This is a genomic window from Rhodococcus sp. ACPA1, assembly GCF_002300195.1.
GTDB classification, from domain to species: Bacteria; Actinomycetota; Actinomycetes; order Mycobacteriales; family Mycobacteriaceae; genus Rhodococcus_F; species Rhodococcus_F opacus.
Window position 1 is genome coordinate 316029 of the sequence record NZ_NSDX01000008.1, and the last position, 24149, is coordinate 340177.

Sequence of the window (24149 nt, forward strand, 5' to 3'; positions counted from 1 at the left end):
ACAACCTCGGTCATCGGGCATGTAATTTGACCACGTTAAGCCCGGTTCGGTCGACTGCCAGATTATCCTCGATTCAGTAGGCGAGGTGGGTGATGACCCGATTCAAGGCACCAGATGCCGGTCCGAGGGGATAGATGGCCGAGACCGATCCGGGGGCAACACAGCGCGACCAGACTCCAGACATCGCCACGGAGCTGGCGGCGGAGGGATTCGAGTGCGCCACCGAGATCGGACGGGGCGGCTTCGGGGGGGTGTACCGCTGCGAAGAGCGGACTCTCGATCGCGTCGTCGCGGTCAAGGTGCTCACCACCTATCACGACTCGGAAGGCGTGGCCCGCTTTCTCCGTGAGCAAAAAGCAATGGGACGCCTGTCCGGGCACCCCAACATAGTCACGATTTATCGCGTCGGAACGACGGGCGCCGGCCAACCGTACCTCGTCATGCACTACCACGAGCCGGGCTCCCTCCAGGCACTGATCGAGTCGGGTCCGATTTCCTGGACCCGTGTCCTGCACCTCGGGATCAAGGTGGCCGACGCGCTCGAGGCCGCCCACCAGCAATCCATCCTGCACCGAGACATCAAACCCGCGAACATCTTGATCGACACCTTCGGAGAGCCGCAGCTGACAGATTTCGGCATCGCCCGCATCACCGGCGGATTCGAGACCACGGCCGGTGTCGTGACCGGATCACCCGCCTACACCGACCCCGACGTGCTGCTCGGGCATCCCCCCAGCCCAGCCGGCGACATCTACAGCCTCGGAGCGACCCTGTTCAGCGCGCTCACCGGACACGCGGCCTTCGAACGGCGCAGCGGTGAGCCTCTGATCGCTCAGTTCCGGCGCATCACAAATCCGACCGGTCCCTTGCTAGGTGACTGGCGGGGAGACATCCCCGAGGAACTCTGCACTGCGATCGAGCATGCCATGGACCGCGATCGCGGCAACCGTCCCCGCTCGGCAGCCGAACTTGCGGACCAGTTACGCCGCGTCCACCACAACTCCGAGAGCAGCGCACCCGAGGGGATCGCGCCAGAATTGAGCGCCGACCCGGAACACCATTCATCAACGTCCGGTTTCCAATCCCCGTCACCGCACTCGCGGACGCCGACACCCTCCGGTCGGTACTCGGCACCTCCCACGCCCGCCACCAGATTCCGACCACCACCACCGAGCCGCACCCTGGTCACCCGTGCCCGCCTGATGCAGGCTCTCCACACCGATCGACGGCGGCGCCTGGCCGTGATTCACGCACCCACCGGCTACGGAAAAAGCACCACGGCGGCACAGTGGCTCCGTCAGCTCGCCGACGAGGGCATCGCCACCGCATGGTTGACCGTCGACCGAGACGACAACAATCCGCTGTGGTTCCTCGCACATCTCATCGAAGCCGTCACCACCGCATTGCCGGCCGTGGCGACCGACTTGCGGGACACCTTCGAAGCACACGGTGACCACGCATGCCCGCACGTGCTGACAACGCTGATCAACACACTGCACGATCAGGACCAACACCTGGCCCTCGTCGTCGACGACTGGCATCGGGTCTCGGATCCCTCGAGTGTGGCGACGCTGACGTACCTACTGGACAACGGGTGCCACCACATCCAGGTCATCGTGACCAGTCGCAGCAAAACAGGACTGCCGATGAGCCGAATGCGCGTTCTCGACGAACTGGTCGAGATCGATTCGGCAGTACTGCGATTCGACGAAGAAGAAACACGCACCTTCCTCACCGAAACATCGGGAGTGGACCTGGCGACAAGTGACATCGCCAACCTGGCGAGGTCGACCGACGGGTGGGCCGCCGCCATCCAGCTGGCGTCGCTATCTCTGCGCTCGTCCGCGGACCCCGCCGGTTTCATCGAACACCTCTCGGGCCGCCACCAAGCGATCGGAGATTTCCTCGCCGAGAACGTCCTCGACTCCATCGACACGGACACACGCGCATTTCTGCTGGCCACCGCCATTCCCGACCGCATCTGCGCCGACCTCGCCTCCACCCTGACCGACGTGCGACGCGGACAGGCGATGCTCGAGCTGATCGAAGAACGCGACCTGTTCCTGCGCCGAGTCGACGACGAAGGACACTGGTTCCGCTACCACCACATGTTCGCCGAATTCCTACGCGGCCGCCTCGACACCGACTTTCCCGGACGATCGACGCAGTTGCATCGCTCCGCCTCCACCTGGTTCGCCGAGCACCACTTCCTCAGCGAAGCGGTCGATCACGCACTGCGTGCCGGCGATACGACCGGTGCGGTGGAACTGATCGAACGCGACGGGACGTATCTGCTCGAGCATTCGCAGATGTCGACGTTGCGTGGACTCGTCGACAAGCTGCCGATCGACAGCGCGGTATCGAATCCGCGGCTGCAGCTCGCCGCCGCCTGGTCGAACATCCTGCTCTACAACCCCGACCCGGCTCTGCAGGCACTCGACCGCGTCGATACCGCGCTCACCCACCGCAGCGACCCGGACACCCCCGCGCTGGCCGCCGAAGCGTCGGTGGTCAGAGCAGTCGTGGAATTGCGCGCCGACCGCGCCTCTCGCATCGACGACTTGGTGCGTCCGTGTCTCGATCGACCCGATGACCTCAGGCCGTGGGTCGTATCCGTCGCGGCGAACGTCGCGACGTTCGCCGCAATCTGCCAAGCGGACTATCGCGCCGCCTATGCCCTTCAGCAATGGGCCGCAACGTATCACCAGCGGAACAACGGGCCGTACAACTCGGTGCACGGACACTGTTGGGTGGGTATAGCCGCCTTCGAGCAACTCGACGTGAGCTTGGCGGAATCGAGTTTCCGAACCGCGATGAAGATCGCTCAGCAAATGGATGGACGTCGGTCGTACACAGCTCGGCTGGCCGGGGGCCTGCTCGGTGAAGTTCTGTACGAGAAGGGTCAGATCGTCGAGGCCGAGCGACTGCTCGACGACGGATTCGACCTCGGGCCACACGCGGGCGCCGTCGACTTGAAGATCACCCGGTACGTCGTCGGAGCCCGAATCAAAGCGATTCGCGGTGACCGTTCGGCGGCGGTTCAACGGCTGGACGAGGGCGCACGATTCTCCATGCAGATGCAGCTGCCGAGGCTCCACAGCGCCATCGTCAACGAAGCGGCGCGCCTGGATCTCGTCCTGCCGTCCTCAGATGCACAACCTGAGGACCTCACCTATGCCGAACGCGCCGAGCAAGTGTCCGGTCTCGACGAGGCGATCGCGCAGTACCGGGAGGAGGCGGCAATCCGGGGATTGGTGCGAACCGGATCCCCGGCGAATACCGACCTCGCATGCCAGTGGGCCAGAGAGTGGGCAGAGCGCCTCGCGGACAGCGAACGCCACCGGGCCGCGCTGCGGGCCCGCCGACTGCTGGCCGGCTGCCTCGCCGCATCCGGCCGCAGCGAAGAAGCCGGAAAGGTGCTCACCGAGGTGATAGCCCGCTGCTCGCAGGCCGGGTTGGTGCGGTTCCTCGCCGACGGGGGCGAACACGTCATGGACACCCTCCAACACATCGTCGACACCGACCATCCACCAACTCATCCGCCGCACTCGTCGGACGTGCCCCGCGACTTCTTGTTGGCGGCGCTCGCGGCTGATGCCGGCCTGACGTGAGACCCCCTACCGCAGGGGGGACACCGCATCGTCGGTGTTGTGCTGAACTGACTGCCGGGCAACGGTTCCCGCGGCAGAGAAGAGGATCAGGCCCGCCCCGATGGCGAGCCAGATGGCCGCCGTAAGCATGCCGATGCCAAATCCCCACGGGCTGACCCCCGAAGCGAGTGCCGGACCGGCGCTGGCACCGAGGAAGGTAAAGGATCCGTACAGTGCCGTTGCGCCGCCCGTTTCCTCCGGATGTACTTGCGCCAGAAGTGATTCGACGATGGCCGACGCCGTAATGGCGATGGCCGCCACGAGCACCAGCACCGTGATCGACAAGGCAACCAGGGAACCTGACAGAACCGATCCGCCCGCAGACATCGCCGCCACACCCATCGCCGCCGCGCCCCGGCGGGTCGGTCGGCACCGCCTCAGCACCCGACCCAGAAATGGAATGACGAGCAGCGCCGGCACGGTGGCCAATCGCAGCACCTGCAGGGCCTCGGGATTTCCGGCAATTGAAGGCGGCCCCACCAGCGAGATGGTGGTGAAGATGCTGACATACGCCCCGAGGAAAGTGGCTGCAGCACCAAACAGCGCGACCAACCGCCACCTGCCCAGAATCGTCACCAGGACTCCGAAAAGCCGCGTACCACGGGGGTGGTCCCTGGGCCGCGCCCTCGGAACCAACGCAGCAACTGCCACGGTTGCCAGCACGAGCGCGCCTGCGCCGACCACAAAGACCGCGCGCCAGCCAGCAGCAGCGGCGATTATCTGCGCAGCGACGGGAACTACCGCCGCAGCGGCGAGAAAACCGCTGGTCAAGCAGCTCAAAGCGAGTAGGCGGTGGCGCGGATCGATGCTCTCGGCGATATATGTGAACGCGGCCGGGGCGAAGGCGGCGGCTGCGCAGCCCTGCCCCGCGCGAGCGATCAACTCCAGAAGGAGCGTGGACGGCAGCGCTGCCAGCAGGGTGGCGACCGCGGCGGCGAACAGGCCGACCGTCATCACGGTATGCGGCCCGAACCGCGACGCCAGCGGCCCCGCGGCGAGGAAGCCGAGAGCATAGGCGACGCCGAACACAGTGGAGGTTGCCGTCACGTACGCAGGGTCGACACCGAAGGTAGCGGCCATCTGCGGAAGTAGCGCCAGTACCGAGTACATCTGTCCCACAGCGGTGATGGCCGTAACGGTGAGAATGACGATTACTCGTCCGGACGGGGCATATCGATCCCGGACTACGTTGATCGGACCGATGTCGGTGTTCGGCTGTAGGCCCACACCGCCTCCTTCGTGCGTTCCCGATGGGTGAACCGTGTGATGGTCGCGCCTTTCGCTTCGTGGTGGCCCAGTAGCACACCGGGCACGGATCGTGGGCCCCCCATCAGCGGCTCCGGCGCAGGTCCATCCGGTAGCTGTAGCGGCGGGGATTGAGTCGCGAGGTGGTGAACTCGACCGGCCGCCCCCCGGCGTCGTGGTACAGCCGCTCGATGAGCAAGACGGCGTCTCCCGCCGAGCATCCGATCAGTTCGCTCTCCGCCTCCGCGGCTTGGGTGGCGTGGATATTCTGAGTTGCGGAGACGATGCTCTCGGGTAGTAATCGCTCTGCCGATTGAATGATCGTGCTGTCGGTCTCCCACAGTCCCCGCTCGATCACGTTGTCCGCCAATGAAGAAACCATGTAGTGCCGGGTCAAGGCGAAAGGCGCATGGTTGTAGCAGCGTTGGACGAGTGCGCAGCGGACGTCTGAGATATCCGCACCGAGGTCGCGGGCGATCGCGGGCTCGCTCACTCCCCGTCGGAAAGGCTCGAGTAACCGGGTGGTGGTGCCGGGCCAGCTCATGATTTCGTCGAGCGATCCGATTGCACGCTGGTAGCGACCTGAGTTCGTCTCGTGCCCAATCAAGTACGTGCCACTGCCCTGGACGCGGTGCACCATGCCCTCCTCGACCAGGTGACCGATCGCTTGCCGGATCGTGTGTCTGCTGACGCCGAAACTCTGCCGAAGTTGGTCTTCGGTGGGCAGCTTGTCACCCACGGCGTACTCACCGCGTTCGGCTCGCCGCCGAAGTTGTTCGGCGACAAGCCGGTACGCGGGACGCCTGAGATACGAATGCGTCTCCACAATCACGCCTGTCTGTCATTTCCTCGCGGAGGGTGCTTCCTCGCTGAACAGCGACACCCCGCGGGTCTCGGGCAGATACCGCAGCAGAAGCACGAACGACAGCGCTGCAATCGCGACCAGGTAGAGAGCGGGCGCGACGATGAGCGCTGCCGCAGCTGCGATGGCGGTGGCGATGAACGGGCCGGGCCCGCCGATGAGGGCCTGCGCGACGTTGAAGCCGATCGAGCTACCCGTCACCCGCAGTCGGGCCGGGAAGAGCTCGACCATGAGAACGCCGAGCATGACATTGGCCAGAGCCTCGAAGGCCGCGAAAATCACCAGGCCGATCAGGGCGAGGTACCAGGTGCCGGTCGAGAGCAGAACGAAGCAGGGGACCGCGGTCAGAGCAATGCCACCGGCGCCGAGCAGCATCGTGCGTCGACGACCGATACGGTCGCCGATCATCCCTGCCACGGGGCACATGAGCGAGTAGATGAGCAACCCGAGCACCGCGAGTTCGAGGGCGGCGGTCTTGGTCATGTGGACCTCGACAGTGAGGAAGGTGACCACGAAGGTTGCAAGGTAGTAGAAGCCGAGGCCGGTCACCGCGGTGCAGACGAACACCAGGAGGATTCCGGATCGGCTGTGCTTGCCGGCGTTGCGCAGGGGGGCGTGCTCGACCTCGTGAGCGCGCTGGAGCTCCTGGAATACGGGAGTGTCCTCGAGCCGGAGCCGGACGTAGAGGCCGAGGACGGCCAGCGGGCCGGCGACAAGGAAGGGGACGCGCCAACCCCAGGTCGTCATCTGGTCGTCGGACAGCAGGGTGGTCAGCAGCAAGGTCACCGCACCCCCGGCCATGACCCCGATGCCGGCGCCGGCGGAGACCACACTGCTCCACAGCCCGCGTCGGCGGGCCGGTGCATATTCGACGAGGAAGGCAGCTGCGCCGGCGTACTCGCCACCCGCGGAGAATCCTTGGGCGCACCGAAGGAGCACCAGAAGAGCGGGAGCGGCAAGGCCGATCGTGGCGTAGGTCGGCAGGATGCCGATGCCGATGGTGCAGATACCCATGACGACGATTGCGAGTGAGAGCGCCGCACGGCGACCGGCGCGATCGCCGAAAGCCCCGATCAGCAGCCCCCCGAGCGGACGAAAGAGGAACGCGACGCCGAAAACGGCGAGGGAGGCCAACAGCGACGTAGTGGCGTTCCCGGACGGAAAGAACAGCGCCCCGATGGTCGCGGCCAGAAACCCGTACACCGCGAAGTCGAACCACTCGAGGAAGTGGCCGATGCCCGCGGCGACGGCCACGCGTCGAGACACGTGGGGTGCCAGCGTCCCCGATGAGGTCAGCGCATCAGTCGTCGGTGCATCTCCCGCAATCGTGGGGGGTAACGGCGATACAGGGGGTGGGTTCGTCATCGAGGTCTCCTCGGGAAGCGTCGTGGACTTCTTTCGCCACGACGTGAATTTGGTCCTGCGGGAATCTGATCGGTCTTTTGGCGCGCCCATGATCCTCCGCCTGGCAGCTCGCAGTGAAGTAAGCCACAGTTGTACGGATGACTTGAAGCTAGTCAGGGTCGGTGCTTGCGTCAACCCCTCAAAAGTTGCGCGCCGGCCGCTGGGCGGGAACTGGCCGACGAAAATGCTGTGAACTGGCAATTGAATGCCCACTGGCGTCTAGTCCATGGGCGGAATGGGAAGGGGTCGGTTTCCATTTGCGTCATGATTGACAGATGTAAGACTTCGCAATAGTGTCTCAAGTCATACGGACAAATTGTGGCGACGGCGGGGATCGGATCCGCGTCCGCGGGCGGCTCCCACAGGAACCGCAACTGACGTGTCCACGAATCATGGAAGGGAAGTGCGCATGTCTGGCAGCACGATCGCCGAACGACTCGGTGTCTTCGCCGCAGGTCTGGAGGTCGATGCGCTTCCACAATCGGTCGTCGAGCGGACGACAGGGTGCCTCATCCACGCGTTGGCGGTGGGGATGGCCGGGTCTGCGGCCGGCTTCGGTCGACAGGCCGAGCAGGCCAGCCCTGGAGTGAGTTCGCCTCCGAACCTGGAGGGATACGCCCGCTCGCTGGTGACCGGGCAATGGCATCCGGCCTCGACGGCGGCCTTCATCAACGGAGTGCATCTGCATGCCCGGGCGCAGGAAGACACACACGGTACTTTTCATCCGGGAGTGAGCGTCATCCCCGCAGCCCTGGCGGCCGCAGAGTCCAGCGCTGTCGACGGCCGGACCCTGCTGGCGGCGGTGGTCGCGGGTTACGAGGTGGGTATTGCACTGTCGGGGCCGCTCACGGACCTGACCACCCCGCCCTTTCGTGCGACGGCGGTCTTCGGGCCGGTGGCTGCCGCCGCTGCCGTCGGGCGGATCCGCGGCCTGAGCGGCGAACGCATGACCTCCGCACTGGCGATCGCCGCATCGATCTCGGGCGGCACGTCCGAATCGTTCGGTGCGGGAACCGACGAGTGGCATTTCCAGTCGGGGATCGCGGCGACGAGCGGGCTGATGGCAGCGCAACTCGCCGAAACCGGTGTCGCGGGGTCCCGGACGGCGTTCGAGGCCGAAGCAGGATTCCTCGACTGCTTCTCGCGATCGCGGGAGGCAGCGGAAACACTCGCCCGTGACCTCGGCCGGTCCTGGAACATCCTCGACGTCACCTTCAAGCCGTACCCGGTGTGTGCGTTCAATCAGGCGCCGGCCATGCTCGCGGTGCGGCTTCGCGAGTCCGGTCTCCGCGCCGACGAGGTCGCGTCGATCCGGCTGCGGATGAACGAACGCGAAGCCACCTATCCGGGCATGCCCTCGCGGGGGCCCTTCGCCAGCACCTCACAGACACTCATGAGCGCCAGATTCGCCTTCGCGACCGGTCTCGTCCAAGGCGACATCACCTACGACCTGCTGCAACAGTTCACCGATCCCCAGGTGCTCGACCTCATCGGCAAGATCGACCTCGTCGCCGAGCCGGGACGCTCAGCGAAAACCGCACACGCCACCGTGACCCAGATCGACGGCACCACGGTCCACGACGCCATCGAGGACTCCGATGCGATGCTGTCGTGGCACATGGACGGCGTCGTCCGCAATGCCGAACGCCTCGCGACCGAGATTCCGTTGGTGGCAGAGGAATTGGAGACCTTGGTCGACAGCGTGGCCACGTTGCCGCAGGCGTCCTCCGTCGACCCGTTGATCCGGTCGGCACTGGCGGGAATCTCCGTCGGAACGTGAGGACAGCATCCCCACATCCTCCTTGATGTGCGCGGTACCTCGAAGCCGATACCGCGGCCCCAATTGACAGTGCCGGGCACTCGGTCCGGCCGTGAAACGAGAAAGAGCACTATGACCGAGAACGTCGTTGCCACCGCCGAGAGACGAAACAGTGAACTCCAACACCGAAAGATGTACATCGACGGCGAATGGGTCGATGCGATTTCCGGTGAGGTTTTCGAGACCGTCAACCCGTACAACGGGCAGGCCTGGGCCACTGCACCACTCGCTGGACCGGCCGACGTGAAGAAGGCCGTCGAGGCCGCACGCCGGGCGCTGTCCGGGCCGTGGGGATCGATGTCCGCGGCGCAGCGAGGTGTCCTGATCCGCAGGTTGGCGGCGCTGATCGAGCCCCAAGCAGAGGAGCTCGCGCGCATCGAGACCACCGACAACGGCAAGGTCATCCGCGAGACACGCGGCCAGATGGCCGGGCTACCGGCGACCTACGAATTCTTCGCCGGCGCTGCCGACAAGATTTTCGGTGACACCATCTCCGCGCCCCAGACGAACTTCTTCACCTACACCCGCCGCGAGCGGATCGGCGTGGTCGCCGCAATCTTGCCCTGGAACAGCCCGCTGTTCCTGCTGGCGAGCAAGCTCGCGCCCGCCCTGGCCGCGGGATGCACATTTGTCGCCAAGCCGGCCGAGCAGACGCCGTCGTCCACCCTCGAGTTCGCGAAACTCGTTGATGAAGCCGGTTTCCCGCCTGGAGTGTTCAACGTCGTCACCGGCGCCGGAGCCACTGGAGCCGCGCTGACCGCCGAACCCGGGGTGGACAAAGTCACCTTCACCGGATCGACTGCCACCGGAATCGCGGTCATGAAGAGCGCCGCCGACCACATCGCGGAGGTCACCCTCGAACTCGGCGGCAAGTCCCCGAACATCATCTTCCCCGACGCCGACATCGATGCGGCCGTCAACGGGGTGATGGCAGGAATCTTCGCCGCCACCGGTCAGACCTGCATCGCAGGAAGTCGGTTGCTGGTCCACGAATCGATCCGCGACGCCGTCGTCGAACGGCTCGCCCAGCGCGCACCCCAGATCAAGATGGGTGATCCGCTCGACATCGAAACCGAAATGGGCCCCATCGCCTTCGCCGAGCAACTCGAGAAGGTTCGCTACTACGTCGACCTCGGAGTCAGCGAAGGCGCCACGGTGGTGTGCGGCGGAGAGCGTCCGCAAGACACCGACCTGGCCGACGGGTACTTCTTCCAGCCCACCATCCTCAGCGGCGTCGACAATTCGATGCGCGTGGCACGGGAAGAAATATTCGGACCGGTGCTGTCGGTCATCACCTTCACCTCGGAAGAGGAGGCGGTCCAGATCGGCAACGACACGACCTACGGACTCGCCGCGGCGGTGTGGACCAAAGACATCCAACGCGCACACCGCGTGGCGCACCGCCTCGAGGCCGGCACGATCTGGGTCAACTCCTACCGTGTGCTCGCCAACAACGTCCCCTACGGCGGCTTCGGCCAGAGCGGCATCGGCCGCGAAAACGGCATAGAAGGCCTCGACGCGTACCTGCAGACCAAATCCATCTGGGTCGAACTCACCGGCGAAAGCCGCGACCCTTTCAAACTCGGCTGAGCCCACGAGGAGAACAAACTGATGACTACCACCTTCGACATCCCCAAGACCAGCCGGGCGGCGGTGCTCACCAAGCACAGCGAGCCGCTCGAGATCCGCGAAATTCCAGTGCCTCAGACCCTCGAACCGGGCGCACTCCTGGTCCGAATCGAAGCCGCGACGGTGTGCGGATCGGACCTGCACCTGTGGGACGGCTCCCTCGGCGGCAGCCAAGCGCTTGATCTGCCCGTCATCCCCGGACACGAAATGGTCGGCCGGGTAATCGCATTCGGTGACGGCGCCGAGCGGGACACCTTCGGTACACCGCTCGAGATCGGCGATCGCATCTGCTTCACCCACGCCTCATGCAACCAGTGCGAGCACTGCCGGTTCGACAACCAGCCCACCCTGTGCACCAACCGCCAGTACTACATGTTCACCAATTGCGAACGTCCCCCGTATCTGGTCGGCGGCTTCGCCGAATACGCCTACGTCTTCCCCAACTCGGGACGAGTGCGCGTGCCGGACGAGGTGGAAACCTCCTGGGCATCAGCGGCCAGCTGCGCATTGCGAACGGTCGTGCACTCCTTCGAGCGCATCGGCAAGATGAACCCCTGGGAAACCGTCGTCATCCAGGGCGCCGGCCCGCTCGGTCTGTTCGCGACCGCCCTCGCCGATCACCTCGGCGCCGGGCGAATCATCACCATCGGCGCCCCCGACAACCGCCTGGCCATCGCCAAGCAATACGGCGCCACCGACCTCGTCTCCGTCGCCGAACACCCCGAACCCGAAGACCGAATCGCCGCGGTCCGCGACCTGCTCGGCGGCCACGGCGCCGAAGTTGTCTTCGAATTCTCCGGCGCACGCACCGCATTCCCGGAAGGCTTGGGAATGATCAAAGAAGGCGGCCGCTACATGGTCACCGGCCAGATCGACGGCCCCGGCAAGGAAGTCCCGGTCCGGCCCGGCTTCATCACCCGACAGCAGCTGACCATCATGGGGACCTGGTCCGGACACATCGCCGAGTACCGCAAGGCACTCGAATTCATGAAGAACACGCACGGCAAGTACGACTTCGGTGCACTGGTCCCGAACCGGTACCGGCTCGACCAGGCCACCGAGGCGCTGACGCGGATGCGGGCGCAAGAGGACATCAAGCCGATGCTCGTCCCGCACGGAACCGAAGGAATCTGACGTGAGGCCCCTCGACGGCATTCGTGTGCTCGAGATGGGCCAGTACATCGCCGCCCCCTACTGTGCGATGATGCTGGCCGACCTGGGCGCGGAGGTCATCAAGATCGAGCGGCCCGACGGCGGCGATCCGCGCAGAATCTATGATCCGCTCGAGCAGACCGAGACCGGGTCCATGAGCGGCGGGTTCCTGAGCTACAACCGCAACAAGAAGTCCGTCACCCTGGACTTGAGCGCGGAGAGTGACCGAGCACGGTACCTGGCTTTGGCGGCGACCGCCGACGTCGTCGTAGAGAACCTTCGCCCCGGGGCAGTCGACCGCATGGGAGTGGGATACGACGCGCTCAAGGAGATCAATCCACGCCTGATCTACTGCGCCATCAGCGGATACGGGAGGTTGTCGACACATCGGGGTGAATTCGCCGAACGGCCGGCCTTCGACACCGCAATCCAGGCGATTGGTGGGCTGATGGCGGTGACCGGAGAACCGGGGGGCCCGCCGTTGCCGACGGTGACCGGTTTCGCGGACGTCTTCACTGCCGTGCATGCCACCGTCAGCGTGCTCGCCGCTCTTGAGGGCCGTCACCAGTCCGGTACGGGTACGTTCGTCGATCAGAGCATGTACGACTCGGTGGCGTCCCTGCTCGAACGCGAACTCATGCTGTGGGATTTCACGGGCGAGCATCGAGTGCGCGGGGTGGATCGGTATTCGCCACTCGGCGCTCTCGAAGCCGAGGACGGTTATGTTGCACTGATTCTGCCCACCCATGAGATGTGGCGGCGGCTGTGTGTGGCAATCGAGCGGCCCGACCTGCTCGACCATCCGCTGCTGGACTCCGTCGTTCACCGGGCCGAGAACTTCGCATCGGTGATCCGCCCAGAAGCCGAACGGTGGACACGGTCCCGCACCCGCCGCGAGATCGTCGAGCACTTCGCCGCGCATGGGCTTCCCGCCGGAGAAACCCAGACCATCGACGAGCTCTACCAGTGCCAACACCTCGACGCGCGTCGCATGTTCCTCGAGATCGACGATCCGCATGCCGGTCGCCGTCGGATGATCCGGACACCGTTCCTGACCGACATCTACGAGGAGCCGCGCACCGACTCCGCGCCCCAGCTCGGCGAGCACAACGACGAACTGCTTACGGAGGTGGAACCGACCACCGCCTGACGCACCCCGCCGACATGCAGGCGGCGGCGGGGACACCAGTACCGCCGCGATTAGCCCGACATCCGTATCGCGGCCGTGTTCTGGTGACGGAAGTCCGTCGGCGGCCTGACTCCGGCGCCGGACGGACTGAGTATGGAGGTGTGATCGCAAACGGTCACACCTCCATACTCGATTGATCAGTATCAATTTTCGAGCTACAGATGTCGAGATGGACTCTGTGGCCACGAATGCTCTGGTTTCGCAGTAGATCACCAATGCGGAGCGGCCCCCGTTGAAGATTCATCCGGACGAGCACTAGTGTGGTGGATGGAACCCTGCCGGCCGCATCAGGGAGAAGGAGGGGCCCGTGGTGACGAACAAGGTAGCTCCCGCGGAGCGTGGTGTGCCGGCGTACAAAGTGCTGGCCGAGAAGTTGCGGACCGACATCGAGGCCGGTGTCTACTCGGTCGGACGGAAGATGCCCACCGAAAGCGTGCTGCAGTCGGTCCACAACGTCAGCCGTCACACGGTCCGCGAAGCCCTGCAGATACTGCTCTCCGACGGGCTGATCTACCGCGTGCAGGGCAGCGGAACCTATGTGAGCGGCCGCCAACAGGACACCCGGGGCCGCTACGTCCGCTCGATCGGATCCCTCGACGAAATCATCGTCTGGCCCGACACGAACACCGAGGTGATCGAACCATTCACGGTCGTCGTCGAGCCCTCCATCGCGTCCCGATTGGAATTGCCGTACATCGAGGTCAGCAAGGCCACCGTTCGCCGTTCCTTTGAGGGGATCCCCTTTGTCCTAACGCGCCACTACGTCGAACCCGACCTCGGTGCGAAACTGGCCGCGGAGGGGGTCCCGTCGGTCGGCGAGGGAACCGTGATCGGGGCGGCAGAAAAACTGCTCACCAAGCCGATCATGGGCGCACGGCAAGAGATCACCGCCATGAACGCCCCGGAGTACGAAGCCGAACTGATCGGATGTCAAGCAGGAGACGCCATACTGCTAATCGAGCGTCTCTACTACGACGCGGACGGGAAATTCGTCGAATTCACGTCCTCTCACTTCAATCCGCGCCGGTACTCGTACCGCATGGAATTGCGGCGGCGAGGAGCCTGAGCACGAGGAAGTGAACGTGTGACTCGCGGCCGTAATAGCGCATGGCGGCGAGCCGCACATTTCCTTGTTGAGTGAACGATTGGGACGCTGTAAGTGGCCCTGGTTGGCCCCTTGTACAACCGTCCGAAGTCCGCATTGAGTGTCGACATCGCGCGCCCTCGCGCGCATCTCGACGACTAAACGCTGCCACAGAGCTGTTCGCTACAGTTTTTTCGCGCTCGGCTCCTCCGGGCAGGACGTCACCGTCGAGTTCAGTTTCGCCTCGGTTGTATCCAGCAGCGACTGGACCCGTAAGAACACAGCATCGTCGATCTCGTGTCGTTCAAACATGGTCAGAAGCCGACTGCGCTGGGCAGCGAGGATCGCCCGGCGCATCGTCAGTATCTGTATCTGGAGCGATACCGGGTCCTCCTGCCGGACAGTCAGTGCGCGCAGGTGCTCCTGAAGCTCGGCGTCGAGCCGATCGGCAGGGAGGGGGGGGGGGCGGTGTCGCGCTGAGCCGGGTCCGTCACATACCGCAACCCTTCCTCGGTCAGAGCGATTTCCGCTGTCCGCTGTCCGGCAGAGTCGTCGACGGAGTCATAGTGGGCCCATTTGATCACGCGCGGCAGGGACATGCCCTGCCCGAACAGGGTCACAACGATGACACCAGCTGGGATGAACACGATCAGGCTCTTGTACTCGAAGGGACGCCCATCTGCCGTGGTGTCGGGAACAGCGAGCGCGCCGGCCAGCGATACCCCGCCACGGACACCGGACCATGCGAGCGGAAAACGCTCACGCACACTGATCCGGCGTGAAACTTGACTACCGCGGCGGTCGATGGCCCGAAACACGGAAGGCATCGTGTAGAAGTACAGCAGCCGACAACCGATCACGCCGAAACCGGCCAAGACAACCGCTGCCCACCCTACCAATCAACGATTGAGGCGCCAGATCATCTACAGCGGAGGGGATTTGAGTACCCACCAAGACGAACAGTCCCGAATTGAGGACATACGTAGTCAGTGACCAAAAAGGCTGAGTTTGCATTCGAGTGGCTGGCGGAATTACACGCGGTCCACGCCGGGCAAGCAGGAAACTCGCCGTCACGACAGCAATGACACCCGAGGTATGTATCTGCTCTGCAAGCAGGTACACCACAAACGGCGTCAAGACGCTGAGCACACTCGATAGCATCCAGTCTCGGAGAAACCGGTGAGCGACCAGTGCGGTCCCGGCGACCGCGACACCGAACACCACCCCGCCAAGATAGCTTGCGGCGAAGGCCCAGCTGATGTGCAGCAGATCGAGATGGCGCGCGCCGATCGCGACCGGGACGGCGGTGGCCAGAAGTGCCAGCGCAGTCCCGTCGTTGATCAGGCTCTCCGCTCGCAGCAACGTCATGAACCGGGGCGGTAGGAGCTGAGCCAGCGCGGCAATGGCGGCGGCATCGGTCGGGGCAAGCACGGCCCCGACGACGAACGCAACCGCCCACGGAATGTCCAGGATCCAATGCAGGCAGGCGGCCACTGCGGCGGTCGTGGCAACCACGAGCACGACCGCCAGCAGAACCACAGAGCGGGCATCGCGACTCGCCGTTCGCGTAGAGGTCGTCAGAGCCTCCCAGTACAAGATCGCAGGAAGGAACAGGACGAGGACCCACTCGGGGGGCAACTCGAAAGCAGCAATAGTCGGGTTCAACCCAGTAGGCAGCCACCGAGCAGCAGGGCGGCCGGTTGGACCATCCGAATCCGAGCGCCCCATACTGAAGATGATGACCGTACCGAGCACTGCGACGAGTAGTTGAATCGACTGCAATGGTCACCTCATGGCTATTGAGTGCTGCGGGGTACGTGCTTTCTGCGCTGGCGGAAGGTGTGGGTCGGCCGCCAGACAGACGTTGTCGGACCCGCCTCGAGGCGGGTCCGGAATGAGATTGCACGACGAGGGTCGGAGACCCACGTCGTGTTCGTCCCTCTTTGATCCAGTGGGGACCTTTCCCGCCCTCGGGTTGCCCGGGGGCGGGAACGGTGGTGTGGGTGGGTTTAGATGGCTTGTGCGGTGGGGAGGATGGTGATTTCGGTGAGGTTGACGTGCTTGGGGACGGCGGTGAGGAAGGCGACGGTTTCGGCGACGTCTTCGGATTGGAGGACGTCGATCTGGTCGATCAGGTCGGCCATGAGTTTGCTGGCGTCGGGGTCGGTGACGTGGTCGGGCAGTTCGGTGTCGACCATGCCGGGTTCGATGGTGGAGACGCGGACGTTTTTTCGGCCGAGTTCGGTGCGCAGTAGGCGGGTGAGCTGGCTGATGTAGGCCTTGGTGCCGGAGTAGACCTGGAACTTTTCGAGGACGCGGGTGGCGGCGATCGAGGAGGTGGTGATCAGGTCGGCGGGTTTGTCGTCGGCGGCGGCCTGGACGAGGGGTTCGACGAAGGCCTGGATGGTGTTCATCACGCCCTTGATGTTCAGGTCGATCTGGGTGTCCCAGTCGTCGACCTTGAGGTCGACGATTTCGGAGATCAGCTGGACGCCGGCGTTGGCGAAGACGAGGTCGACGGGGCCGAGTTCGGTGGTGATGCGGTCGGCGGTGGCTTGCAGGGCGGTGCGGTCGGTGACGTCGGTGGTGACGGCGATCGCGGTGCCGCCGGCGGCGTTGATGCGGTTGGCGGTGGTGGTGATGCGGTCGGTGCGGCGGGCGAGGAGGGCGACCTTGGCGCCGAGTTGGGCGAGTCGTTCGGCGGTGGCTTCGCCGATTCCGCTGGAGGCGCCGGTGACGACGGCGATGCGGCCGGTGAGGGGGGTTCCGGTCAGGACCTGGCTCATGGGGTGTGTCTCCTTGACGGTGGTGTTTCGAGGTGTGGTTCCTCGGGGTACGGATTCCATCGTCGGCGTGATCGGGGTGGGCGAACAGGCCGCGGTTTGCCTAGGTGCACCACACCCAGGCAAACCGCAAAACCGTTACCCAATTCATCCGTACGTATCCTCCCTATGATTAGCGGTGCGGTCACAGTGCAACCGATGAAACTGTGTGTTAGTAGATGTTTTGACTGATCAGTGCATGTTCTCGCTCACTCCATCAGGCGTGCTGCAAACCAAAAACCAACCGGATGAATAGTGTCGAAGGAGACTGTGGTGAATGAGATAGCTAAGCGGCGGCGGTCAGTGCTGATCGCGCCCGGTTCCGACAAATGGAAGGCGCGCAAGGCGCTGGCCTCGACCGCAGGGGAGGGTGGGTCTCGACCTTGAGGACTCCGTCACCGCCGAAACAAGGAGCAGGCCCGCGACCTCGTGCGCCGACTGGTGACCGAGACCGACGCGCGAGGGCAGTGTGTCGGTGCGGGTGAACGGGCTGACCACCCCCTGGACACGGGACGACCTCGCCGCGTGCGCCTGGCCTGGCCTGGCGAACATCATGCTCCCGAAGAACGAGACCGCACGCGACCTTGAGATCGTCGATGAGGCGCTGACCGGCATCGACGCGTACCGCACGCGGGTGCCGGGCACGCATTTCGATGCCGGGCTCGGGGCGGTGTTCGGCAGCGGCGACATGGTCTCGAGCGCCCCGAAACTGGCGCGGCTCAAGCTCAAACATCGCCGCCACCCACCACGAACGGGTCAGCGCCGCCGGCCGCCTCGTCTACGGCGGCACATGATCGGCATCGCCTCGGCCAGGCCACCCGTGTCCTCCCGAACCTGGTGAACGGTCCTGGGCTGGACCTCCTGCGATCACACCGGGCCGGTCTCCGAAGGCGACATCCTCACAGGCGAACTGCAGGTCGAAGGCACCGACGCCCTCGGCGACCGTGAGGTCCTGCACCTTCACTCACTGGTGTTTCTCACACACCGCGACCGCACCGACGCGTCCGTCCTCGACTGGCGGTTCTCCGCCCTCACGGCTTGAGTCTGAAGTGCACGACCCCGATGAAGCCGCTGGGTGGTTCGGCGCTGCTCGGCCTGCTTTCGTATCTAATCCATTGACGCGGTGGGTCGGTCCGCCTGCCCAGCGGGCTGTGCGCTACGTACACCGGCATCGATGCGGTGTGTCGCCAGGTCGAGCAGACGGGTCTCGCCGAGCGAGCCGGGCTCGACCTGGTACACCAGAAGCTGATGACCGGGCGCGCTTGGGACACCGAATGCGTGAAATTCGATCGTGAGCTCGCCGGCGGTGGAATGGCGCAGTTGTTTGACTTCATGAGTCTTCGGCTGTACCTCATGTCGGGCCCACAGCTCGCAGAAACGAGGGCTTCCGGCCTCGAGCCGGGCGATGAGGTCGGTGAACCGGTGAGGAGTCGAGGAGAACTTGGCGGTCGCTCGTAGACTGGCGACCGTTGATTTCGCCGACTCCTCCCAATCGACAAAGAACTCACGGGCGGCCGGATCACAGAAAACCATCTCCACGAGATTGGTCGTATCAGCGAACGGTTCGAACAGCGCCACCGCCAGGGAGTTCATCGCCGAGATGTCCAAGACCGGATCGAGTACGAACGCGCCGGAGCGCTCCCAGGACTCCATCAAACGCAGTAACGCGGGATCGACCTCCCGGCGAAGCTCGGCACCGTCGAGTCGCCACGCCACACCTGCCAGCGAGTAGAGGTGCCGACGTTCCTCGAAAGTAAGAACCAGAGCCTTACTGAGCCCCTCGAGGACCGCTTGGGACGGGTGACGTTCACGGCCCTGCTCCAGCCGGCGGTAGTAGTCAGGACTGACATCGGCCAGCATGGCCACTTCGTCCCGGCGTAACCCCGGCACTCGCCGAGGTCCCGCGGACGCAAACGGAACAGAATCCGGTGATGCAGCAGCACGTCGGGCCCGCAGAAATTCCCCCAACTCAGTGCTCGCCATGGCTTGATTCTAAGGCAACCGGTCAAGTTCCAAGGGGGGTGTGAAAGGGCCACGCGACCATCAGCTGAACCCTGAAAACTATAGGTAATCAACCTGATCGGAAGGAAAACCGCATGACTGGTCCGGATCAATTCTCCCCGTACCCAATTTCCAAAGTGCACAGACTGATCGAGCCAGGCCCTGTGATCATGATTTCGACGTCCGACGGACGGCATGACAATCTGATGACAAATGGTTTCAACATGCCCGTGCAACATGGCGGTCTCATCGGATTCGTGCTCGGCCCGTGGGACTACAGCTTCGACACGCTGCGCGACACCCGCGAGTGCGTCATTGCAATCCCGGCCATCGAACTCGCTGAGCAGGTCGTCGACGTCGGGAACGTATCCGGTGCGGACGTCGACAAGTGGGAGCGTTTCGGCCTCACCCCGCTGGCATCGGCATCCGTTGCGGCCCCCCTCGTCGCGGAGTGCTTCGCGAATATCGAATGCCGCGTCGTCGACGATCGCCTCGTCGATGACTACGGACTCTGGATTGTCCAGGCCCAGCATGTGTGGGTGGACGATTCGAAGCGAGGCACGGGCGAGATCCATCACCGCGGCGACGGAACGTTCTCCGAGAACGGTGAGGCGATCGACCTCCGTAAGCGGATGACGAAGTGGCCATCGTTGATCGACTAGAGCGTGTCTGCTTAATGTTTGATGCTTGAAGCGTGATGCTGGGTATGTGTTGCGCGCCGATGAGATTTCCGATGACCTGTGGGCTGTGATCGAGCCCGTCCTACCCGCACTGGCGGGCCGAAGGGGGCGTCCGTGGAACGACCACCGGTTGACCCTGGAAGGAATCGCTTGGCGGTTCCGAACGGGATCACCGTGGCGCGATCTGCCCGAATACTTCGGCCCGTGGCAGTCGATCTGGGAACGGCATCGCCGCTGGTCGGACGACGGCACCTACATCCGGATGTTCGCCGCGGTGCGGGCGGCAGCCCCCGAACGAGAGGAACAGCTCGAACGTCTGCTGTCGATCGATTCGACGATTGTCCGCGCCCACCAGCATTCGGCCGGCGCCCTGACCGGTGCGCACACAGGGGGCTCGGTCGAATGACAAGAATCTGGCCAACGAACCCGCCGACCACGCACTCGGCCGCTCCCGCGGCGGGCTGAGCACCAAGATCCACGCCCTCACCGATACGTTCTGTTGCCCGCTGACGCTGCTGCTCTCGCCGGGACAGGCCGGCGACAACCCCTACCTGGCGCCGCTGCTCGACGCGCACCGCGCCCACGACACCGCAGCGTTTCGCCTGCTGGCCGACAAGGCGTACTCGCACCCGAGCACCCGAAAAGACCTGCGGGAACGCAGAATCTCGCACACCATCCCCGAACGCCGCGACCAGATCCGACGTCGCAAGGCGAAAGGATCGGCCGGGGGTCGGCCGCCGGCCTTCGACAAGGACCGCTACCGCGAACGCAACGCCGTCGAGCGTGGTTTCGGGCGTCTCAAGCAGTGGCGTGGCATCGCCACTCGCTACGACAAGTACGCCACCACCTTCCTCGGTGGCGTACTCGTCGCTGCGCTCGTCATTCATCATCGCGTCCGTAGATAGCAGACACGCTCTAGTCAATATCCCGGCACCCGTGTGCAGCCCCGTTTCAAGCTCAGCAAATGGGAGCAGGAGTGGGGGTCGGTAGCCGCGCGACGTCAGTCGGGCGAACTTGCTTCCGCCTCCCGCCGCTCCCGGTCCCTGGTCGCAGTGAGCGAACAAAGCAACTTCAGCGCCTGATCACTCGGGGACCCGCGCTCCGCCTGATAAATCACCAACTGTTGTCCCGGCTTGTCACGCACATCGAAAGCTTGAAACGTCAAGCTCAACGTTCCCACATCGGGATGAACGAGCTCCTTCGCATCCAGTGTCTTGCCCCGCACCTGCCCCTCTTCCCAGTACTGGCGAAACGCGGGGCTGGCCGCCGACAGCTCATCGACCAACTGGGTGAGACGAGCATCATCCGGGTCGTGGCCGACGGCCAAACGTAATGTTGCGACGGTGGCCTGTGCCGCGCGATGCCACTCGGCGTAGAAAGACGCTCCCGCTGGATCGGTAAACACCATCCGCAGCAGATTGTCAGCAGCGGTGAACGGCGAGAAGAGCGCTTCGGCGAGCCGGTTGCACGCGAGAATGTCGAGTGTCCGATTCAACACGAACGCCGGAGTCGAGTCGTAGGTATCCATCAACTGGAGAAGTGCCGGACTGACCGACTCCCGTGCACTGGACCCGCGGGCGCTCGGCACCAGCCGGGCCAACCGGTACAGGTGCATTTCCTGGTCGGCATCGAGGCGCAACGCGCGCGAGAGAGCGTCGAGCACCTGAGCGGACGGATTACGTTCGCGCCCTTGCTCTAAGCGGGTGTAGTAATCGGAGCTCAGTCCCGCAAGGATCGCGACTTCCTCACGTCGAAGGCCTGAAACTCTTCGAGTGCCATAGCCGTGAATTCCTGCGTCCTTCGGTGAAACCTGAGCACGACGTGACCGAAGGAAATGTCCGAGTTCGCTGGAAGGCATTTCCCAATGTTAGTTCTGAATTGCCTGGTAGTGGGTGGGTGCACTGCACCCACGACAGACGGGCCGGTCTTCGGCGACAGTGGAACCATCGCCGACGCCCAGCGTCCGGCGCGGAATCCGGACCACACGACCCACAGCAACCACGAAAGGATCCGAGGAGCATGTTGACAGTTCATGCAGAAGTTCGTACCCCGCTGGACCAGAAGTTGGTGTGGGGGAGAATCGGAGACTTCTTTGCCATCCATCGTTGGCATCCCGATGCCGAACACACTGCACGCGACGACAGCCGGAACAGCGTCCGCTGCGTCGCTCTGCAAGGTGGTGGTGAGGCGATCGAAGAACTGATCAATCAGACCGAGCAGTCGTACAGTTACAAGATGGTTGGTGGGTCCATTCCCGTATGCAACTACCAGGCAACCGTTGCCGTCGCCCGGGACGGCGAGTCAGGGGAGACCGTTGTTTCCTGGGACGCCGAGTTCGACGCCGACGGAATCCCTGCCGAGCAGGCTCGCCAGCTCATCACCGGCTTCTACGAAGGCGGGTTGGCTGCCGCCGTGCGGTGACGTTTCGGAGCATCCGCGACCCGAGAGGACGCCGTTCTTCACGAACTGTCCTCGAAATGACGCCCCGGAAACGTTTGTGATGACGCCCATCCGAGGATGGTCTGCAAAACGCGGCAGCATCGGGCCGGACCGGCCACGGGACAGGCGGTCAACTCGCCGCTGTATCTTATAGCGGGCAAAGGACAGTCCTCAGCACTGTCTGTGGTAGCAACCGGACCGCCCAGCCTGGCTGCAGATACGGCGTCGCTTCCGGGTTTCATCATCCTCGGTACGCTTGTGCCCGTCACAGCGAGCACACAAGGCAGATCAGGGGGAGGACGTACGCAGATGTCACCAACCCGTCCAACTAGTGTTGTCCAGCCGGGCCACAGCGTCTGCGACCAAATGCCGTGTATCTGAGGGCGATATCGGCAATCGGCATGACGACATCCGGAAATTGACGAGTGGTCTGAGGGGGGCCGTCTCGTCGGGAGACGACCACCTCGGTCCGGCCGAACTACTGTGCGCTCGCGGCGGGGCGAACGACAATCTCGTTCACGTCCACATCCGCCGGCTGATCGATGGCGAACGCGATCGCATTGGCTATCGCCGCGGCCGGAAGTGCGACGGCGCGGTATGCCTTCATGTCTTCGCGTGCCATGTCGTCCGAAATGCTATCCGCTAATTCAGATTCCGTCACACCTGGAGAGACGACGGTGACACGGACATCGCCTGACGATTCTTGTCGCAGCCCTTCGGAGATCGCGCGCACCGCAAACTTCGTCGCGCAGTAGACCGCCGCTGTCGGCACCACTTCGTATGCCCCGACGGATGCGATGTTGACGAAATGTCCATTACCTTGTGCCCGCATGACCGGTAGTGCTGCGGCGATGCCATTGAGAACGCCACGAACATTCACGTCGAGCATCCGGTTCCACTCGTCGATGTTCAGCGCGGCCAGCGGCGACAGGGGCATGACTCCGGCGTTGTTGACCACTACATCGACGCGACCGAAACGCTCGCGGGCAGTCTCCACGAAGGACTGGACGTCGGCTAAGTCAGTGACGTCCAACTTGCGGAATGCTGCACCGCCGTTGGCATCGCCAATCTCCTGGACCAAGTGCTCGAGTCGTTCTGTGCGCCGTGCGCCGATAAAGACGTGGTGGCCGTCGGCGGCTAACTTCCGCGCTGTCGCCTCCCCGATCCCACTACTTGCCCCCGTGATCAGGACTACCTTGTGCTCGCTCATGACTGCTTGTCCTCTCGGTATAGGACGAGATGCTCGTGGAACAGCACCCCGTCACTGATGTCTCCTGTTGCGGTAAAACCAAGGTCGTCGATGTAGTCGAGATGGTTTCCTGTCACCGTGTAACTTCCGGTGTACGCACCCAGCCGTGTGCCACGCGCCTCGTCGTACCGCCCATCCGCACGCAGTTCCTGGCGAATGAAGCCGTCTGCTGTCACCCACATGCCGATGACATCTGCCCGGTCGATGGTGGTTCCGGATTCATCCATCACGATCCTCTCTCACAACTTGGTGATCCAATTCTTGCGAGAAGTGGGATGCGTAGACAGGACGCAGCTCGACTAGGTGCCGCGCACCCAGTCAGGTCGCGACCTCGCGCGACGCGTGGGACATTTCAAACCGATGGGGCGGAGATCACGCCTTCCACCCTGGGGCGCACAGAGGGGTTGCCGGGCAGCCTGGCATCGATGACCTGCGCACACGGCGTCGCGAGAGTGCGGCGATGGACCTCGGTTGCTCACACCCGCGGTCCTCGGCGCGATCGACACCGGCGTGCCACCACATGACGGAACACCAGATCGCACGCGGGCGACCAGTACGATCACGCATCACCCCGACCGTTATCGACCTCGATGCGACGTTGGTGACCGCCCGTTCCGAGAGGACTAGGCATCCGCCACGTACAACAGGGAGTTCGGATTTCACCCGATGCTGGCGTTCGCCAACCACGAACAATTCGGTACCTGTGAGACCGTCGCTGCCGTGCCGTGTCCAGACAACTCCAGATCAAATACCGCGCGTCGACGCCTATGCGAACCGCTGCTGCCGCAGTCACAGATCGTGATCCTGCCGCGAGGCCTCGCGGGCGCGGACCAGATTACGGGCGGATTCCTCAGCCTTGGCGGACGCCGGGATGAGTGCGTGCCCAGATCGCGCGATCGCAATCTCCAGCGGTGAGCAGGCGGA

At 64.2% G+C, this 24149-nt stretch carries 18 protein-coding genes and 2 pseudogenes; 10 read left to right on the forward strand and 10 right to left on the reverse strand.

Features of this window, described 5'->3' with window-relative positions; all coding sequences use genetic code 11:
• The first annotated feature begins 134 nt into the window (after positions 1-134).
• Complete coding sequence (locus tag CJ177_RS34510; protein ID WP_095869768.1) at positions 135-3611, forward strand: serine/threonine-protein kinase; 3477 nt, start codon at positions 135-137, stop codon at positions 3609-3611.
• Positions 3612-3617: 6 nt separating this feature from the next.
• Here CJ177_RS34510 and CJ177_RS34515 read toward each other — a convergent pair whose 3' ends face one another.
• From CJ177_RS34515 to CJ177_RS34525, 3 genes are all read right to left on the reverse strand, one after another.
• Entirely contained in the window at positions 3618-4877 is a 1260-nt protein-coding gene (locus CJ177_RS34515) for an MFS transporter (protein WP_095869769.1), read from the reverse strand.
• A gap of 103 nt (positions 4878-4980) precedes the next feature.
• Positions 4981-5727: a GntR family transcriptional regulator gene (locus tag CJ177_RS49235; protein ID WP_095869770.1), complete on the reverse strand. Its 747-nt coding sequence runs from the start codon at positions 5725-5727 to the stop codon at positions 4981-4983.
• A gap of 9 nt (positions 5728-5736) precedes the next feature.
• A complete protein-coding gene (locus CJ177_RS34525) occupies positions 5737-7122 on the reverse strand; it encodes an MFS transporter (protein ID WP_240960787.1) in 1386 nt (461 codons plus the stop codon).
• A gap of 448 nt (positions 7123-7570) precedes the next feature.
• On the opposite strand from CJ177_RS34525, the gene CJ177_RS34530 reads away from it, so the two are divergent.
• From CJ177_RS34530 to CJ177_RS34550, 5 genes are all read left to right on the forward strand, one after another.
• Complete coding sequence (locus tag CJ177_RS34530; protein ID WP_095869772.1) at positions 7571-8941, forward strand: MmgE/PrpD family protein; 1371 nt, start codon at positions 7571-7573, stop codon at positions 8939-8941.
• Positions 8942-9052: 111 nt separating this feature from the next.
• Complete coding sequence (locus CJ177_RS34535; RefSeq protein ID WP_095869773.1) at positions 9053-10570, forward strand: aldehyde dehydrogenase; 1518 nt, start codon at positions 9053-9055, stop codon at positions 10568-10570.
• A gap of 21 nt (positions 10571-10591) precedes the next feature.
• On the forward strand, positions 10592-11743 hold the full coding sequence (locus CJ177_RS34540) for a zinc-binding dehydrogenase (protein ID WP_095869774.1): 1152 nt from the start codon (positions 10592-10594) through the stop codon (positions 11741-11743).
• A 1-nt stretch (position 11744) separates the two neighbouring features.
• Positions 11745-12911 carry a CaiB/BaiF CoA-transferase family protein gene (locus tag CJ177_RS34545; protein ID WP_095869775.1) on the forward strand — a complete coding sequence of 389 codons (1167 nt, stop codon included), beginning with the start codon at positions 11745-11747 and terminating at the stop codon, positions 12909-12911.
• A 349-nt stretch (positions 12912-13260) separates the two neighbouring features.
• Positions 13261-14016: a GntR family transcriptional regulator gene (locus tag CJ177_RS34550; RefSeq protein WP_241031749.1), complete on the forward strand. Its 756-nt coding sequence runs from the start codon at positions 13261-13263 to the stop codon at positions 14014-14016.
• Between the two features lie 422 nt (positions 14017-14438).
• Here CJ177_RS34550 and CJ177_RS34555 read toward each other — a convergent pair whose 3' ends face one another.
• The 3 genes from CJ177_RS34555 to CJ177_RS34565 all read right to left on the reverse strand — a co-directional run bounded on the left by CJ177_RS34555 (position 14439) and on the right by CJ177_RS34565 (position 16820).
• Positions 14439-14894: a cation:proton antiporter gene (locus tag CJ177_RS34555; RefSeq protein WP_218835153.1), complete on the reverse strand. Its 456-nt coding sequence runs from the start codon at positions 14892-14894 to the stop codon at positions 14439-14441.
• Positions 14824-15816 carry a cation:proton antiporter gene (locus CJ177_RS34560; RefSeq protein WP_143548758.1) on the reverse strand — a complete coding sequence of 331 codons (993 nt, stop codon included), beginning with the start codon at positions 15814-15816 and terminating at the stop codon, positions 14824-14826. The genes CJ177_RS34555 and CJ177_RS34560 overlap by 71 nt, the downstream gene beginning before the upstream one ends.
• A gap of 227 nt (positions 15817-16043) precedes the next feature.
• The gene (locus CJ177_RS34565; RefSeq protein ID WP_095869778.1) at positions 16044-16820 is read right to left on the reverse strand and encodes an SDR family oxidoreductase; all 777 of its coding nucleotides are present in this window, start codon (positions 16818-16820) and stop codon (positions 16044-16046) included.
• A gap of 517 nt (positions 16821-17337) precedes the next feature.
• On the opposite strand from CJ177_RS34565, the pseudogene CJ177_RS48695 reads away from it, so the two are divergent.
• Positions 17338-17898: pseudogene (locus CJ177_RS48695) on the forward strand (hypothetical protein).
• Positions 17899-17963: 65 nt separating this feature from the next.
• Here the strand turns inward: CJ177_RS48695 and CJ177_RS34575 are convergent.
• Entirely contained in the window at positions 17964-18839 is an 876-nt protein-coding gene (locus tag CJ177_RS34575; protein ID WP_095869779.1) for a helix-turn-helix transcriptional regulator, read from the reverse strand.
• Between the two features lie 113 nt (positions 18840-18952).
• Between CJ177_RS34575 and CJ177_RS34580 the strand changes: the two genes are divergently transcribed.
• The gene (locus CJ177_RS34580) at positions 18953-19519 is read left to right on the forward strand and encodes a flavin reductase family protein (protein ID WP_095869780.1); all 567 of its coding nucleotides are present in this window, start codon (positions 18953-18955) and stop codon (positions 19517-19519) included.
• A gap of 46 nt (positions 19520-19565) precedes the next feature.
• Positions 19566-20442 (forward strand): annotated as a pseudogene (locus CJ177_RS34585) (IS5 family transposase).
• A 95-nt stretch (positions 20443-20537) separates the two neighbouring features.
• Here CJ177_RS34585 and CJ177_RS34590 read toward each other — a convergent pair.
• The gene (locus CJ177_RS34590) at positions 20538-21395 is read right to left on the reverse strand and encodes a helix-turn-helix domain-containing protein (RefSeq protein WP_095869781.1); all 858 of its coding nucleotides are present in this window, start codon (positions 21393-21395) and stop codon (positions 20538-20540) included.
• A 161-nt stretch (positions 21396-21556) separates the two neighbouring features.
• Here CJ177_RS34590 and CJ177_RS34595 point away from each other — a divergent pair, with 161 nt between their 5' ends.
• Positions 21557-21958, forward strand: a complete 402-nt coding sequence (locus tag CJ177_RS34595; protein WP_095869782.1) for an SRPBCC family protein — start codon at positions 21557-21559, stop codon at positions 21956-21958.
• Positions 21959-22454: 496 nt separating this feature from the next.
• Here CJ177_RS34595 and CJ177_RS34600 read toward each other — a convergent pair whose 3' ends face one another.
• Both CJ177_RS34600 and CJ177_RS34605 read right to left on the reverse strand, forming a co-directional pair.
• Complete coding sequence (locus CJ177_RS34600; protein ID WP_095869783.1) at positions 22455-23186, reverse strand: SDR family oxidoreductase; 732 nt, start codon at positions 23184-23186, stop codon at positions 22455-22457.
• The gene (locus CJ177_RS34605) at positions 23183-23452 is read right to left on the reverse strand and encodes an Atu4866 domain-containing protein (RefSeq protein WP_095869784.1); all 270 of its coding nucleotides are present in this window, start codon (positions 23450-23452) and stop codon (positions 23183-23185) included. The genes CJ177_RS34600 and CJ177_RS34605 overlap by 4 nt, the downstream gene beginning before the upstream one ends.
• Positions 23453-24149 lie beyond the last annotated feature (697 nt).

What these genes read in the sequence shown, in the direction of transcription:
- CJ177_RS34510 (WP_095869768.1), top strand. Translation starts at nt 135, where the DNA reads ATGGCCGAGACCGATCCGGGGGCAACACAGCGCGACCAGACTCCAGAC.
- CJ177_RS34525 (WP_240960787.1), bottom strand. Translation starts at nt 7,122, where the DNA reads ATGACGAACCCACCCCCTGTATCGCCGTTACCCCCCACGATTGCGGGA.
- CJ177_RS34530 (WP_095869772.1), top strand. Translation starts at nt 7,571, where the DNA reads ATGTCTGGCAGCACGATCGCCGAACGACTCGGTGTCTTCGCCGCAGGT.
- CJ177_RS34535 (WP_095869773.1), top strand. Translation starts at nt 9,053, where the DNA reads ATGACCGAGAACGTCGTTGCCACCGCCGAGAGACGAAACAGTGAACTC.
- CJ177_RS34540 (WP_095869774.1), top strand. Translation starts at nt 10,592, where the DNA reads ATGACTACCACCTTCGACATCCCCAAGACCAGCCGGGCGGCGGTGCTC.
- CJ177_RS34565 (WP_095869778.1), bottom strand. Translation starts at nt 16,820, where the DNA reads ATGAGCCAGGTCCTGACCGGAACCCCCCTCACCGGCCGCATCGCCGTC.
- CJ177_RS34575 (WP_095869779.1), bottom strand. Translation starts at nt 18,839, where the DNA reads ATGGCGAGCACTGAGTTGGGGGAATTTCTGCGGGCCCGACGTGCTGCT.
- CJ177_RS34580 (WP_095869780.1), top strand. Translation starts at nt 18,953, where the DNA reads ATGACTGGTCCGGATCAATTCTCCCCGTACCCAATTTCCAAAGTGCAC.
- CJ177_RS34590 (WP_095869781.1), bottom strand. Translation starts at nt 21,395, where the DNA reads ATGCCTTCCAGCGAACTCGGACATTTCCTTCGGTCACGTCGTGCTCAG.
- CJ177_RS34595 (WP_095869782.1), top strand. Translation starts at nt 21,557, where the DNA reads ATGTTGACAGTTCATGCAGAAGTTCGTACCCCGCTGGACCAGAAGTTG.
- CJ177_RS34600 (WP_095869783.1), bottom strand. Translation starts at nt 23,186, where the DNA reads ATGAGCGAGCACAAGGTAGTCCTGATCACGGGGGCAAGTAGTGGGATC.
- CJ177_RS34605 (WP_095869784.1), bottom strand. Translation starts at nt 23,452, where the DNA reads ATGGATGAATCCGGAACCACCATCGACCGGGCAGATGTCATCGGCATG.